Below are 14,945 nucleotides of genomic sequence, written 5' to 3' on the forward strand. Positions count from 1 at the left end.
TTTTTACCGAACACCTGACGCGTAATTAGTTGTTGCTTTGGGCTTTCACGATCTCGGCTTTGATCTCGGCCCAAACTTTTCGATAAACAAGCCGTATAAACCATCCACCTATGACACAAATACTTTTCGCCACCACCCCATATTTGGCTCTCCTCGCTATCAAGGATTCAATATCAGCGACAAGTTCCTCTTCGTCGAAATACCAGCAAATCGGGGGCGCAGGCGTCATACCGTTATAAATGCATACGGGGGCGACTCGCTCAAACAACGCAAACTCAACGTCATCGACTGGATAGTTTTTAGCTATACTGGCGATGTACTGATAATCGGTCTCATTATCTACAAAAACGTAAGATAAAGCCGCCCACAACTTTTGCGCACTTAGTTTACTGCCCACTTGGTAAACTCCTCAAGTTCGTCGTCAAAGTACTCGACTGCTGTCGAAGCACCCCAGCCGGTCGCGAGTCCGGCGGCCAGCATTAAACCGACCGCACAGAAGGGAGCACCTGCTCCGCATACTGTGGATACCGCCAAACTGGCGACATATGTTCCGCCAACCCCGGCACCTATAACAGCACCTTGCTTGATAGTCTCCTTCGCCTTATTCTCGGCACTAGCGATATCGTAGGCAGCGTAAGCAATAGTTACCACAATAAGAACCTTACCCGTAACCTTCAGCACTTTATTCTTTGTATTGTATCCAGCATCCGCTCGTGCAGATGACTCAATAATCTCATAATAAATGACGTTTTTTTGCTGAACGTTCAATTCGTTAAGAGCTTTCCCAAACTTTTTGTTCGAATATTTATCCAGTAACGACTGTAAAGATGGAGCCACGCTTTTTCTGTTCTCAACGACAGCACTTCCCTGCACCGAAGTCTTCGTTCTGATCTCGACCATTATTTTATTTCGCATTTCATAACAGTGCATAGCAGCTTCTTTCACAGACACCCTACCAGCCTTTACCTCGGTCAATACCTCAGCCTTGACTCGTTGCACATTGCGATTGTAGTTCTCTCGCTGTTCGGCATCGTGGATCATATCCGTAGAGAACTTGAGAGCAGCACCTTCAAAGCTTTCCAGTGCTTTTTTTCAACACCTCGTCATCTACGGGATGTATTTTATCAGCCAGGTAGTAGCGGTAAAATGAGTCCATGTTATTCCTCCCTGAGTGCTCTGATTATTTTCTCTGCGCCACCAGACGAGCCTTCTTCCAGCTTATCCAGCTCTTCAAATTGAAACCTGACGCAGGACTCGCCTGCAAAAGAATAAAAATTCGCCTTATTCTCGCTATCGAACTCGCCTTGCAGGACCGTTCCGTCATCCATAGTGGCTGTGCACTTTATGCCTTGGTAATTGAAGCCAAGGGGTGCAGAAAAACCGATCCACTTTTTCGAATCTGGAAACTCGACCTTCAAATCCCCCGGCAGCAAGGTATGAATACTCATGGTCTTGCCGTCCTTGTCGGTCACTCCATTGAACACTTCCCCTTGTTGGGTCGTGGCCCGATAACGGGTGAATGGCATCGCTGCGCAAGTGTCATCGCTCAATGTGTATCCAGCGGAATACCCTCTCGGTATCGGCGTAACCGGCGTATCAAGACTCGCCCCATCCAGTTTTTGTACATTGGCGCCCTTGAGATAAACATTGCCCGGCGCGCCTATCTCGATCTCGCCGCCCTTCAAGCGGATATAAGCGCCGCCGCAATTGAGCACCAACTCCTCAGGCGCGCTGATTTCTACGCGCCCCGCCACGCTTTCGATCTTGATATCGGTTTTCGCCAGCGCATGCAGGCTGTTGCCCAAAGCATGTAATTCGACCTTGCCTTGAGCGGCCTTGAGTTGCATCTCGCCCTTGTCAGCGACCACGCTGACAGCACCGTCTGCGGTTGCGGTGATATCGCGCCCGGCGCTGATATCGGTGTTATGCGCGGCCATGACGCCGACACTTTCGCCGCCAGAGGCGATGCAGACAGTTTCAGGGCTGAGCAGCCCGATACCGGCCGGGGCATGCAGCAGTACTCCCGGTTTGGCCAAGTCACTCAAAGCTTCAACCAACTGCTCCTGACTGGCGGTGTCGCTAGCCGTGGCCTGAACCTTGGTGGCGGCAGTGGCCAGCGAGCGAGCCAGGGATAGAGCGCTTTCCAGTTGCACGATAGCGGCGGCCATATCGAGTTGCCGTCCCTGGGCCTTGGCCTGCTTATCCGCACTGATAAACAGGCCTGCCCCAGCCCGGATAGCGCCGTGGCCATCGGTGCGCAGTTCAAAGCCTTCGCCGCGTTTCTTCTTCTCGGCATCGACCAGATGCCCCAGATTCAACTGGCTCTTGCCGCTGTACTCGGTGCTGAGCTTGACGTGCTCTTCACCCCGGCGGTCTTCCATGCGCAGTTTGTTGTTGGCTGGCGTGCGCAGGACGTTGCGGGTGTAGTCGCGTTTGCCCAGGGTGACGTGGTCGGGGTGTTTGTTGTCATGCAGGGCGTGGGCGATGTAGGGCCGGTCGATATCGCCTTGTTCGAAGGCCACCGCCACTTCTGTGCCGCAGATCAGCGGCAGGTGCAGACCATGCGTGTCACCGGCGTAGGGCCGGGCCAGGCGCAGCCACATGCTTTCCCAACCGGGTTTCCAGGTGTCGCGGTCGAACAGGAAGTTGACCTTGTAGCGGCCTTCCATATCGATATGGCCGTAGGGGTCATTGGCGCGCGTGCTGGCGACTCGTGCCGGCACGGTGCCGGCGATTTGGGGTTTGGGCAGCAGCGGTGGGCGAAAGCAGATGTCTTCGGCATAGGGCATGGCCTGGAAGGTCACTTCCAGGCTGCGGTCGCGGGCGGCGGTGAGTTTTACCTGGGTAATCACTGCGCCGGGCTTGAAGGCGTCGAGGGCGTTGTCGGTGATCTTGAGGATCTGCGCCGGGGCCAGGGTCGCCAGGCTGCTGATGCCGCTGAGGCGGGTCTGGTCGTTGAGGTAGCGTTCGTGACGCAGGCGCGCGTAGAAGAAGCCGCTTTCACTTTGCAGGTCTTCGTCCTTGGCCAGTTTGTCGCCGAGCACGCTGTAAGGCTCACCGTAGTGGTAGGCCTCACCGTAGGTGGTGGGATCGCCACGGGTCTGGTCCACCTCGCCGTCAAGCCAGGCACGGGCATCACGGTGATGGTAGGCGCGGAAGTTGATGGCTTTTTCGACGACCTGATGCTGGGTCTGCAGAGCCCAAACGCTGTCCTGGCCGTTGTCGCTGAGGCCGGACGATGGCAGGTTCGGCAGCTCGATACGCGGCCTGATGTAGTGGCGCTGGTCATCGTGGAACTCCACCACGTCGATCTTCAGGCGCTCGTCACGGGTGAGGCGATACCAGATGCCCACCTCGGCCAGCAGACGCGAAATAAAGGCCAGGTCGCTTTCGTTGTATTGCATGACCTGGTCGCGCCGTGGGTAGTCGCGCACCAGGCTGAAGAGAAAGTCCTGGCCCTCGAAGTCGTGACGGCTGCGCAGGACGCTTTCAACGATCTGCGGCACGGACTGCTGTTGGTAGATGCGAAACTGTTTGCCCTTGCCGAGCAGGGCCAGGCGTGGCTGCACGGTGACTTCATAGCGGGCTTCGTCGCGGGAACTGGACAGGCGTTTGAAGTCAGTGATCATGCCGTGCAGGGTGCGCAGGGGCGCTTCGGGCAAATCGTTGAGCGAGCTATAACTTCTTTTTGCAAGCGTTACAGGCATGCGGTGCAGAGTGAAATCGGCGCGTATGCCGAGGATGCGGTCTACGGCGATGTCCTGCTCGGGGCAGGTGAATTCCACGACGTATTTGTAGGGCTCGCTCAGTTGTTCCGTGCCTGTGAAGGCGAGGACGTCGAGGGTGGCGTCGAGGCCTCTGACGCGGAGTTTGTGGCGGGTGTGGTCGAAGAACAGCTTGAGTGGGCTGGCCATGATCAGACCACCATGGCGGGCTGCGCCGCTTCAGTTGTACCGATAAACTGCAGGGTGACGCCCTCTTCATCGCTATAGCCCAAAACGACGCTTTGAAGCTCCAGCCCTGCCGCCTGACGCTGCAGCAGTTGTTGGCTGAGCACCGGCAGAATTTGTTGATTGAGCAGGCTGTCGATTGCCCGTGCGCCAGTGTCGCTGCCCCCTGTCACCAGTTGGCAGGCAGAAGCCAGAACGTGGTTGAGAGTCGCGGATACCTGACAGTCCAATCCGTAATGGTGATGCAGACGGCGCGCTACTTTTGCCAGTTTGGCTGCCGCGATGCAGTGCAGGGCTTCGGTCTGTAGCGGGCGATAGATCAGGGTCTGAAAGCGTGCCAATAGCGCAGGCTGGAAGTGCTCGCGCAGGATCGGTCGCAGGTATTCGTGCAACGTGCTGTCCAGCGCGCCGGGATTATCCTTCAAGCAGGCTTGCAGCTCATCGCTGCCCAGGTTGGAGGTCATGATGATGACGGTATTGCGGAAGTCGATTTCGCGCCCCTCGCCATCGCGCATGAAACCGCGATCAAACACCTGATAGAACAGGTTGAGCACATCGAGATGGGCTTTTTCCACCTCGTCGAGTAGCACGACGCTATAAGGTCGCTGGCGTACGGCTTCGGTGAGCACGCCCCCCTGGCCGTAGCCGACATAGCCGGGCGGGGAGCCCTTGAGCTGGCTGACGGTATGGGCTTCCTGGTATTCGGACATATTGATGGTGATCAGCGACTTCTCACCGGCGAACAGATTGTCGGCCAAGGCCAGGGCCGTTTCGGTCTTGCCGACACCGCTGGGGCCCACCAACAGAAAGACCCCTAGTGGTGCATGCTCCTCGGTCAGGCCTGTTTTGGCTGCGCGCAGGTGTTGAGCCAATGCGCCGAGTGCAGGGTCCTGCCCGATTACCCGTTCGGCCAGTTGCTGCTCCAGTGCCAGCAGGTTGGCTTGTTCATCCTTGAGCAGGCTGCCCAACGGAACACCGGTCCAGTCGGCGATCACTTCAGCCACACTGCGGCTGTCAACATCGAGGCTGAGTAAGGGTTGGTCGCCTTGCGCTTCGCTCAGTTGTTGCTGTAACTGCGCGCACAGATCCAGTTGCAGGGACTCGGCCTGACGGGCGTCGAGCAACTGACGAATCAGGTCGAGTTCACACTCATACTGCTGCGTCATCAACGCCTGCTGATGATGCACATCGGTGGATTGCTCCGTGATCAACGCCAGACGCTCATCGAGACGCTGACCGCTGAGCAGCGCGTCTTGCTCCAGGACTTGTCGTTCCAGCTCCAGCGCGACTTGTTGTGCCTTGAGCCGGACTAACGCCTGGGGCTCACAGTCGAGGCTCATACGCACACGAGCGCTGGCGGTGTCGAGCAGGTCGACCGCCTTGTCCGGTAATTGGCGGCCGGTCAGGTAACGTCGTGACAAGGTGACTGCGGCCTGCACAGCATCATCCTGAATATGCACCCCGTGATGGCTGGCATAACGCGCCTTGAGGCCACGCAACATCAGACAGGCGTTCAGATCATCCGGCTCTTCAACCTTGACCATCTGGAAGCGCCGTTCCAGGGCGGCATCACGTTCAAAATATTGTTTGTACTCGCTCCAGGTGGTGGCCGCGATGGTGCGCAGTTCGCCACGGGCCAGCGCCGGTTTGAGCAGGTTCGCAGCATCGGCACCACCGGCCTGATTACCGGCACCGATCAGGGTGTGGGCTTCATCGATAAAAAGCAGGATCGGCTGCTCGGCCTGCTGCACCGCTTCTATGACATTCTTCAGGCGCTGTTCGAACTCGCCTTTGACCCCCGCACCCGCCTGCAGCAAACCAAGGTCAAGGGTACGCACGCTGACCGGCTTGAGGCTTCGCGGGACATTGCCTTCAACGATACGCAGTGCCAATCCTTCGACCAGAGCGGTCTTGCCCACCCCTGGCTCGCCGACCAGGATCGGGTTGTTTTTGCGGCGACGACTGAGGATATCGATGACCTGCCGGATTTCGTCATCACGTCCCAGCACAGGGTCGATCTGGCCATTCCTGGCCTTGGCAGTAATGTCTTGAGTGAACCTGTCCAGCACGGTGCTTTGCGTGCTGTCTGTAGAAGTAGGGAGCGGATCTATAGAGGGTTGATCCAGTTGTACTATGGCTGGTTGCTGAACCTGCGCACGCTCTTCGGAATGCTGATCAAGCAAAGGCAACAGCTGCTGTAGCTGGGCTTCGCTGAGGCTCAATAGTGGCCAGGCAGCATCGCACGAGAGCAGCTCGGGAGTGTCCATCAGCGCACCGAGCAGATGGGCCGAACGCAAGGTGTCGTTGCTGTCGTCCAGGGACGCGCGCAACCAGGCGTTCTTGATCAGTTGCTGCAACTTGTCACACAGCTGCGGCTTGTCGCGAATACTGCGTGGGAGCGTGTCGAGATGGTCGAGCAATCCACGCCATAGAGCGTCTATGTCCCATTCATAACGCCGGACGATCAGGGTCAGGTCACCCTCGCCCTGCTCCAGTAACTTGAGCAGCCAGTGTTCGATACTGATCTGCCCATGGCCACGACTCTGACACAGCGAAGCGGCAGCGCTCAGTGCCTGGGCGCAGTAAGGATTGAGGCGGCGAAGTAAACGGGAGGAATTCTGGGCCATAGCAGTGCGTCCTTGTTCGGGATTCTCAAGGTGTGCTCAGTGAAAGCAGTTGGTAAACCGGGAAGGCCAGCAGGCTGAATGCCTGCTGACCCCTTACATCAGGCCCCAGCGGCCGGGCGCTCGTCCCAGGCGTCGGAGTGCTTGAGATTGCCGTCCTTGAAGGTCCAGGTGATCTTCTCGTAGCGCAGTTCTATATCTTCCAAGTGGCTATGCTTCGCTTGGGTGGGGTCCTTGATGTTGTGCATTTTCGATTTGACGCTCACCACCTTTACGTCCTCCAGCAGGGCGCTATAGCTCTCTTCTTCCTGGCCGGCGTCGTTGATGCGGTACCATTTGAATTCGGCGCTCTTGAGAGTCGTACCGGTGCTCACCGCCTTCAATAGGTAGACGCTGGCGGCGTCGATTTCCTTGGTGAACTTGAACGGGGAGTGAACCCGTGCACCCGTTAACTTGCCCGTGTTGTCGTCTGTGGGAATGGACACGTCATGGTCGAGAGCCAACACCTCAATGGTGCGTTCACGCCCTTGTACGGTTACAGATCCTTTGATCTCTGCACCGCCGTCATCTTTCAGCCACAGGTAAACGGGAATTGCCATATTTGAGTTCCTTTTCTCAGTCATTGAATGTCGCGGAATGCGACAGGGGTTGTCTGCCCGGCCCCGAAGCGGAAGGCGCGCAGGCGCCCTCCTCCGGAACCAGACGGATATCGACGCGCCGGTTGGCGGCGCGTCCGTTTTCGGTGTCGTTGCTGGCGACAGGCTGGGTAGCGCCGAGGCCCTGGATGACAAAGCAGCTGTCGGCGATATCGCCCATGCGCTGCATCCAGTCCCGGACCGAGGCGGCGCGGTCGCGGGATAGCTTGAGGTTGTGTTCGGCGTTGCCGATGGCATCGGTATGCCCGGCGATGACGATCAGCCAGCCGGGCTGGGCCTTGATATCGACCAGCGCGTTGATCAGGACCTTGGCCGAATCGGACTTGAGTTGAGCGCTGCCACTTTTGAATAACGACAAGCTGTCCAGACGCACCGGTGCGGGGGCTTTCATCGGTGCCTGCGTTGGCGGACGGTGGCGGGTCAGCAGGTCCTGCAGCGGCACACGCATGGGCTCGCCGCGATACAGGCCAAAGCCCAGCGCCAGGGGTTCGCCATTGCGGTTATAACTGTCCAGGCGCAAGGCGTGCTGACGCAGGATCGTCACCGCCTCTTCACGCGCGAAGGCTGCATGCTGATCAGGATGCAGCGACTCGGGAATGGATTGGTAACGATGCAGCTCGTCACTGATCTGACGTATCAAGCTGGTGTTCTGCCAGGCCGAACTGAGCACAGCAATCAAGGCCGCCAATGCGAATAGCCATATGGCAATGACGCTCGCACGATTGATTGGCGAAGGCGCAGTGGACACGGGTAGCAACGGCAGGATCGGATCGGGAAACGTTAATGATCGATCCATTCCTGACAAGGCTGGCTCGGGATTAACCAGTGCCGTTTTTTGGCGCAGCCATTGCTGCCATAAATTTCCCGTTACTGCTCCAGGCAACGCTTGCACCAGCGCAATGGCACAGGCCGTCGGCAGGCCAACCGGCTTTCCCGTTCCGCGCGCAGCAAGATGCGGCAGTACTGATTCCTGGAGCCAGGCCGTAACGCTGTTCAGTTGCACGCAGGACTGCAGGCGTCTGGCGCCTTCTGCCCAGTCGCTGCCCTGGCGTTGCCAGTCGACAAGACCGGTGCAGGCTCCATCTTCGTAGACGGCCAGGCTGCTCTGACCGCCTTCCCAGTTGAACCACGCACCCTCAGCTCCCGATGCCTGCAGGTAGCTGGTCAGCATGAGCGGCAGGGCTATGCCTCGCCGGCGGACCAGCGCAATCTGATGGCAGATGACGCGCACCTGGCTGGCCAGCACGGCATCGTCCGTGTGCTCGCCGGGGTTGACGACGAACATGACGCTGTACTGTCCGCGCCAGCCGGGACGTTGCGCCTCAATACCTGCGATCGTGACCGACAAGTGCTCCAGCCTGGCAACACGTAGATAGCAGCCTTGTCCGGTGGTGCGCAGGGCCAATTGATCCGCCGGGGTATCACCAAACAGGCCGGTCAGGCCATCGCCGCAGACCAGCACCACCGGATGCCGATAATCGGCGGCAGGCAACGACGAACTGTCCATTCGCTTGCTTTGCCGGGCCGCCTGCTTTCCAGCCCGAAACCAGACCAGTATCAGCATGAGCAGCACCATGACGACCGCAATGGCACGCACATCGGTTGCAAACGGAATAATGGCCAGTAACGCCAGGGCGAGCGCCGCCGCCCATGACCACAGGGCCCTTGTCAGAGTGAGGTTCATTTACGGGCTCTCATGCCTGAACCGACATGAAGGTGGAGATCACTCCACCCAGGTAACGGTCCAGTGCCCACCACACCCCGCCGAACAACAGCGCAGTCGCAAGCGCGTGAGACATTGGTGTCTGCAAGCCAGGCAACATGCCGATTCTGCGACCGCCATGCACTTGCGTCCTCAGCCGGTGACCGGGCTGCAATGGCTCGACCTGCTCGTGCAGGGTTGCCAGCAGTTGCTCGCGCTCGGGGTCGTCTGCCTCGCGATAGCGCCCCTGGAAACCGAGCATCAGCATTCGCTGAAACACGGTCAGCACATGCCTGTCAGGTGCCGGCTCGCGCAGTACCTCGCGCATGTCTTCATACAACGACTCGCCGGCCTGATGACGGCTGAAAAACTGCGCTTGTAGCGGCTCACGCGCCCAGGCTGCATGGATCGCACCCACGCTTTGACGCAACACGGTTTCATCGAGCAAAGCGCACTGTGCATGACTGATATGGTCAATGCTGCGCTGGCTCAGGCCCGCCGAGACAAGCTGCTCTCGAACGCGCTCGATCAGCTTCACACAGAGCTCGCAGAGCTCCTGACCAACCTGGGCAACGCTGCCTTGTTGCAGTTCCACCACCAGCAGGTAGGTGTCTTGCAGGACTGCATCAATATCGATTGGAACGACATTGGGGTTTCGGGATTTGATCTGGCTCATGTGCGCAACACCGCAAACAGTTCAAGTTTGACGTCGGCCAGCGTGCTCGGGATGTAGAACGCACAGACGCCTTCAGCCAGCACCGCCTGACCCATTGCATGAGTGAGGTCGAGAGCGAAGTACTGGTTCTCCAGCCGCAGCGGAATAGCCGCAGGGACATGGTTGAGCGGTTGCAACGGAATACCGTCGAGGGCGGCGTTGACCAGTCGATTGACCTCGTCCGGCGCGCCCGCCTTGCACAGCCGAGGGAACTGGCTTTGCAGTTGCGCAGGGGCCAGAGAGCAGCGTACGGACAGGTAGAAATCAGCGCCGCCAGGCTCGCGCAAACGCGGGTCGGTGAAGTTCACCAGCCAGCGGTTCGTGCCGTTCTCCTTTAGCTCCAGGGCGATGACGCGGGACGGCAGGCTGGCCTCGAGCAGGGTGGAAATGGTGCGCATCAAAGGGGGGAAGACACTGTCCGGCTGCTCATGCCGATAAGCCGGAATCGTGTCGATATCGTGCTCCAGCGAGAAGGTCAGCAGCGCACCCGCCAGCTTGATCAGGGCCTGATAGACCTGCTCGGGATGTCGTGCTGGATGGGCCTGGATATCGAGCAACACTGGCTGGTAGGTATTGAGCGCATTGAGCAGCCAGAACAGCGACACATCCGCTACAGCGAAGTCAGCCATACGCTGATTGCTCTCACGGCGCATACCCATGAGGCGCTGGCGCTTGGCGGACAACTGGGTCAGCAGATTACCCAGTTGCGTCAGCAAACCCGGATGAGCAGCGAAGCTGAGCAGCGGAGGCACATAAGTCGCGTCGACACTCCACCCGCCCTGCCCGTCGCGTGCCAAGCGTACTACCGGGCAGGTCACATAGCTGGCGTTGTCGTCGCTGTCCGGGCGCAGGCTCAGGTCATGCTCCAGCACGCCCACCGATTGCTGCTCGTCGCCATACAGGTCCTGCACCTGACGCCAGTCGCGGCGATAGCGGATGGGCCGATCAGGCGCCGCGCCGTCGAACAGGCAGTTGCTACCATTGGCATGTTCCAGGGGTAAGGCCAGGAGCAATGTTGCCGCCTGGACCTCCTCGGGCAGCAGCCGACCCAGGTCCAGAGCAGGAGGAAGGCGGTCCACGTTGTCGCTATCGATCAGGGTGCCGTCGGGCAAACGTACGCGCAGGTGGGTGGCCTTGAGTTTGCCCAGGCGCAAGGCATCCTGATCGAATGCCGACACCTGGACGCCCCACGGATGCACGACAGACAAATGGGCGATGCACTCGTTGGTCCAGGCCTCCCATCGCGCCTGTTGCTGGAATTGCTGCGGGGACAGCAGAGCCCCCGCTGCCCATAAGGGACGGTCGATTTTCATGATGTGGTTTCCCTGGGAATTGGCTCAGGCTTTTGCCTTGGGCATCTGCGAAACCAGTGACAAATTGACGTCCATGCCTTCCACCTGGAAATGCGGCACGGCGTACAACTTGACACGGAAGAACCCGGGGTTGTCCTCGATGTCTTCGACGGTCACCTTGGCATCGCGCAGCGGATGAGAAGCCTGCAGATCGTCACCAGGGTCAGTCATTTCGGTCACCAGGCCACTGACCCACTTGTTCAGCTCCAGCTCCAGCACACGGCGGTCCTTGGTGGTGCCGATGTTTTCGCGCTGGATCAGCTTCAGATAATGGGCGATGCGCGAGAGCAGAAAGATGTACGGCAAACGCGCGTTGATACGGCTATTGGCAGTGGCGTCCGGGGTGTCATAAAGCGCCGGTTTTTGAGTGGAATTGGCGGAGAAGAAGCAGGCGTAGTCGCGGTTCTTGTAATACGAAAGCGGAATGAAACCGAGGTTGGCGAATTCGAATTCGCGGGTTTCCGGAATCATCACTTCCGAAGGAATTTTCACCTGATTACCGGTGCCAAGGTCGTACAAATGAATAGGCAGATCCGTCACCGCCCCGCCCGATTGCGGCCCACGGATCTGTACGCACCAGCCATTGGCGATAAAGCTTTTCACCATATTCGCGGCAAAAGCGAACGAGGCATTGGTCCACAGGTACTTGCTGTGATCAGGGCCTTTGGCGCTTTCGACATAGTTGAAACTGCGCACCGGAATGGTGTCCGGGCCATACGGCAGACGCCCCAGCACACGCGGCATGGTCAGGCCGATGTAGCGCGAGTCGTCGCTGTCGCGGAAGGCCTTCCATTTAATGTATTCGGCACGGTCGAAGTAATTGCCGATGTCCTTGATGGCGGCCACCTCCTCCATCGACTCCTTGCCAAAGAAGGCTGGCCCCACTGAGCCAATGAAAGGCATGTGCGCGGCAGCCGAGACCTTGGAGATATTGCGCAGCAGAGCGATATCCTGGGGACCACGGCCAAACTCATAGTTGGAGATGGCCGCAGCAATCGGCTCGCCGCCCGGCGTATCGTATTCCTGGGTGTAGGTATGCAGGTACAGGCCGCTCTGGGCTATTTCCGGCGCGTCGTCGAAGTCCTGTACCAGATGTTCCTTACTGATATCCAGCAACTCGATACGTACATTCTGACGGAAGTCGGTCTGATCAATCAGCGACTTCACGCCACGCCAGGTCGACTCGACCCGCTGAAAATCCGGGTGATGCATGACGGCATCCAGTTGCCGACTGATCTGCGCATCCAGCGACGCGATATGCCCATCCAGCAGTGCCTTGTCCAGGCGTTCGACTTTCTGCGATGACTGTTTTAGCAGATCAAGGAATACGCTGACGGCAGCCGTTACTCGCTCGTCAGTGGACACTTCTGACATCGCTTCATCATGCTGAAAAGTGTCGATACCATTCAGTGACGCAACTGGACTCAAGTTGATTTTTTCGAACAGGGCAGTGTAGACGCTTTGGCTTTCCTCGGACAAAACCGTAGCGCCACTCGATTGAGCGGATTTACTTACAGACATAGCGGAAACTTCCTACAAATTTAAATGAGAGAGTTAACGATCTTCTTGCGGAGCCAAAGCGGCCAGTTCTTTGCGTAATTCATCACTCAAGGCTTCATCCTTGAGAATGCGTTCAAGCTCCTGGCGAAAAGTTGCGTTGTCCAACAAATTGGACTTGAGGTCACGCAGCAGGTTTCGCATGGCCAGGAGCGCGCGCAACTGCGGTATCTGCCGCGCTATCTGTTCCGGCTCGAAATCCTTCATATGCCCGAAGCTCAGCTCCACAGAGGCATCGGAGCCATCACCAACAAGCGTGTTTTCCACCGCCAGCTTCAGGCTTGGTGAAAACTCGGATAGCACGCTGTTGAAATTATTTTTATCAATTGAAACCTTGCTTCTCTGTGAGAGCGGTCTCTGCTCTTTGCCATTACTATAGTCCCCCATCATCATCAATTTCAGGGGCAGCTCGACCTTCTTTTGCGCACCACCGGTGTGCAAATCAAGCTTGATATTGATACGTGCCTTGGGCACTTCGTTCTGAAAACTGTTTGAAGCCATAACACCTCCGAATACCCCATCAAAATGGAGCATGATAAAACAGGAAAATATCAGAAACCCGAGAAGTACACTCTAGACTAGCCAATCATTGAGCACTGCCAACCTCGTTACAAAGCACTTCATAGCCAGATATAAAAATCTTACAAAATGTAAGCATCAGCGGCACTGAGATAGTGAACTATCCGAGTTATATTTTCTATATTCATAGAAACTTTCAGACATGTCTGACGCGAACTTAGAACTTTCCTACAAGAACACGAGACTTTATCTACAATCAAGTTACTAGCCGATTGATATCAAGCAAACAATCTACGAACATCTCTTTGAGCCAGGCCTTGGGAACATTCTCCGCCGCCCATAAGTCCAAAGCCTGCTTTCAATCGGCAAGAGAGATGTCTCCAATGAAGATTTCACAAGGTATTGCCCTGGCAACGCTAATGGCACTGTCGGCAACCCCGGCCTTCGCCTTCAACCTCAACGACGCCGCCAACGCGGTCTCCGGCGCTACCGGCAACAACCAGCAGGCAACTCCGACCGCGGGCTTGATTACTGCCGTGGGCAATAACCTGAATGTCACCCCACAACAGGCCGTTGGCGGCACCGGCGCTTTGCTGGGCCTGGCGAAGAACAAGCTGCCCAGCAGCAACTACAGCGCGCTGAGCAAGTCCGTTCCGGGTCTGGATCAACTGACCGGCGCCGGAGCCCTGGGCGGCCTGGGCAATATCAATGGCCTTGGCGGAGTGCTGGGCAATTCGGGTAGTAGCGTGGCAGGTAATGTGCAGAGCATGGCCGACGTCAACAAGACCTTTAGCGCCCTGGGCATGGACAGCTCCATGGTCGGCCAGTTTGTCCCGGTCATCCTGCAATACCTGGGCGGACAAGGTGTCGGCGGCTCTACGCTGCAAGCCCTGAGCGGGATCTGGGGTGCGGGGAACTGACTTTGCGCTAGGCGTGGGGACTATCCCAATAGCGCTTATACATCCCCAACTTCTTCTTCACCCCCCTGGGCAAGCGCTTTTCCTGCTTGCTCAGCTTGTAGGCCAGCAGCTTCACGGCATTGCGCAGGATCGCCAACGGCCATAGCCACAGGCGTCGCCAGCCGAGAAACCTGAGCTCGGATTTGACGTAGCGCATGCCCTCCCCGCCTACTCCGCCGAAGGTTGCGTAGATCCACGATTCCCGGGACTGGAATACCCCGATGTCGAAGTACCGGGAGAACTCCTCGCGCAGGCTGTAGTTGTGGGAGTGGCGGCAGACGGCCGAGCCTTCGTAGGCGACCTTCCAACCTGCCAGAAGCATGCGAGCGGTGACGTACATGTCTTCGGAAAGGATCACGTGGTTGGGAAAGCCGCCAACAGCGACCAGCGCCTCTTGCCGGTAGGCAGCGAAGGAGTTGGACATGAAAGGGGTCTTGATCCCCAGTTGCGGCGCATCGGCCAGGGTCTTGATCTGCGAGACCGGCGGGTAGTTGAACAGCCGCGCATGCTGGGCCAGCAGGTTGGCGTTCTTGTGCGGGAGCTGGCGACCGCAGACGGCACCGACCTTGGGGTCGGCGAAGGGCAGCAGGATATTGGCAATGGCGTCGGGGTCTTCGACGTAGGCGTCCTGGGTCAAGTAGACGTAGACGTCATAGTCCGGATGGCGGTTGACCATCATCTGCCGGGTACCACCGTGGTTGAAGTCCTTGCTGTCGATGCGCGTCACATTGGCGCAACGCGACTGAGCCAGTTCGAAGGTGCCATCAGACGAACTGGAGTCGACGATCAAGGTATCGAAACGGGCGGTTTGCGTCAGCAGGGAATCGAGCAATCGTTCCAGATCCTGACGTCCGTTGTAGGTCGGGATAACACAGGCCACTCTCAAGAACTGCATAACAACACTCCGGGGC

12 protein-coding genes are annotated in these 14,945 nt (G+C 57.8%); 1 reads left to right on the plus strand and 11 read right to left on the minus strand.

Annotated elements, in window-relative coordinates:
- Positions 1 to 25 precede the first annotated feature (25 nt).
- From M2401_RS03770 to tssB, 10 genes are all read right to left on the minus strand, one after another.
- The gene (locus tag M2401_RS03770) at positions 26 to 397 is read right to left on the minus strand and encodes a hypothetical protein (protein WP_259099948.1); all 372 of its coding nucleotides are present in this window, start codon (positions 395 to 397) and stop codon (positions 26 to 28) included.
- Complete coding sequence (locus M2401_RS03775) at positions 382 to 1,041, minus strand: hypothetical protein (RefSeq protein ID WP_259099950.1); 660 nt, start codon at positions 1,039 to 1,041, stop codon at positions 382 to 384. The genes M2401_RS03770 and M2401_RS03775 overlap by 16 nt, the downstream gene beginning before the upstream one ends.
- A 116-nt stretch (positions 1,042 to 1,157) precedes the next feature.
- The gene (locus tag M2401_RS03780; protein ID WP_259099952.1) at positions 1,158 to 3,914 is read right to left on the minus strand and encodes a type VI secretion system Vgr family protein; all 2,757 of its coding nucleotides are present in this window, start codon (positions 3,912 to 3,914) and stop codon (positions 1,158 to 1,160) included.
- Between the two features lie 2 nt (positions 3,915 to 3,916).
- Positions 3,917 to 6,577 (minus strand): type VI secretion system ATPase TssH, encoded by a 2,661-nt coding sequence (tssH, locus tag M2401_RS03785; RefSeq protein WP_259099954.1) that lies wholly within the window; start codon positions 6,575 to 6,577, stop codon positions 3,917 to 3,919.
- A gap of 98 nt (positions 6,578 to 6,675) precedes the next feature.
- Positions 6,676 to 7,173 (minus strand): Hcp family type VI secretion system effector, encoded by a 498-nt coding sequence (locus M2401_RS03790; protein WP_259099956.1) that lies wholly within the window; start codon positions 7,171 to 7,173, stop codon positions 6,676 to 6,678.
- Between the two features lie 16 nt (positions 7,174 to 7,189).
- On the minus strand, positions 7,190 to 8,914 hold the full coding sequence (locus M2401_RS03795) for an OmpA family protein (RefSeq protein WP_259099958.1): 1,725 nt from the start codon (positions 8,912 to 8,914) through the stop codon (positions 7,190 to 7,192).
- Between the two features lie 10 nt (positions 8,915 to 8,924).
- A complete protein-coding gene (gene tssL / locus M2401_RS03800) occupies positions 8,925 to 9,608 on the minus strand; it encodes a type VI secretion system protein TssL, short form (protein WP_259099961.1) in 684 nt (227 codons plus the stop codon).
- Complete coding sequence (gene tssK, locus M2401_RS03805) at positions 9,605 to 10,960, minus strand: type VI secretion system baseplate subunit TssK (protein ID WP_259099963.1); 1,356 nt, start codon at positions 10,958 to 10,960, stop codon at positions 9,605 to 9,607. The genes tssL and tssK overlap by 4 nt, the downstream gene beginning before the upstream one ends.
- Before the next feature lie 24 nt (positions 10,961 to 10,984).
- Positions 10,985 to 12,520: a type VI secretion system contractile sheath large subunit gene (gene tssC / locus M2401_RS03810; RefSeq protein ID WP_259099965.1), complete on the minus strand. Its 1,536-nt coding sequence runs from the start codon at positions 12,518 to 12,520 to the stop codon at positions 10,985 to 10,987.
- Between the two features lie 33 nt (positions 12,521 to 12,553).
- The gene (gene tssB, locus M2401_RS03815; protein ID WP_259099967.1) at positions 12,554 to 13,057 is read right to left on the minus strand and encodes a type VI secretion system contractile sheath small subunit; all 504 of its coding nucleotides are present in this window, start codon (positions 13,055 to 13,057) and stop codon (positions 12,554 to 12,556) included.
- Positions 13,058 to 13,458: 401 nt separating this feature from the next.
- On the opposite strand from tssB, the gene M2401_RS03820 reads away from it, so the two are divergent.
- Complete coding sequence (locus M2401_RS03820; RefSeq protein ID WP_259099969.1) at positions 13,459 to 13,995, plus strand: DUF2780 domain-containing protein; 537 nt, start codon at positions 13,459 to 13,461, stop codon at positions 13,993 to 13,995.
- A gap of 7 nt (positions 13,996 to 14,002) precedes the next feature.
- Here M2401_RS03820 and M2401_RS03825 read toward each other — a convergent pair whose 3' ends face one another.
- The gene (locus tag M2401_RS03825) at positions 14,003 to 14,929 is read right to left on the minus strand and encodes a glycosyltransferase family 2 protein (protein WP_259099971.1); all 927 of its coding nucleotides are present in this window, start codon (positions 14,927 to 14,929) and stop codon (positions 14,003 to 14,005) included.
- Positions 14,930 to 14,945: the final 16 nt, after the last annotated feature.

This window comes from Pseudomonas sp. JUb42 (assembly GCF_024807945.1).
In the GTDB taxonomy this organism is placed as follows: domain Bacteria; phylum Pseudomonadota; class Gammaproteobacteria; order Pseudomonadales; family Pseudomonadaceae; genus Aquipseudomonas.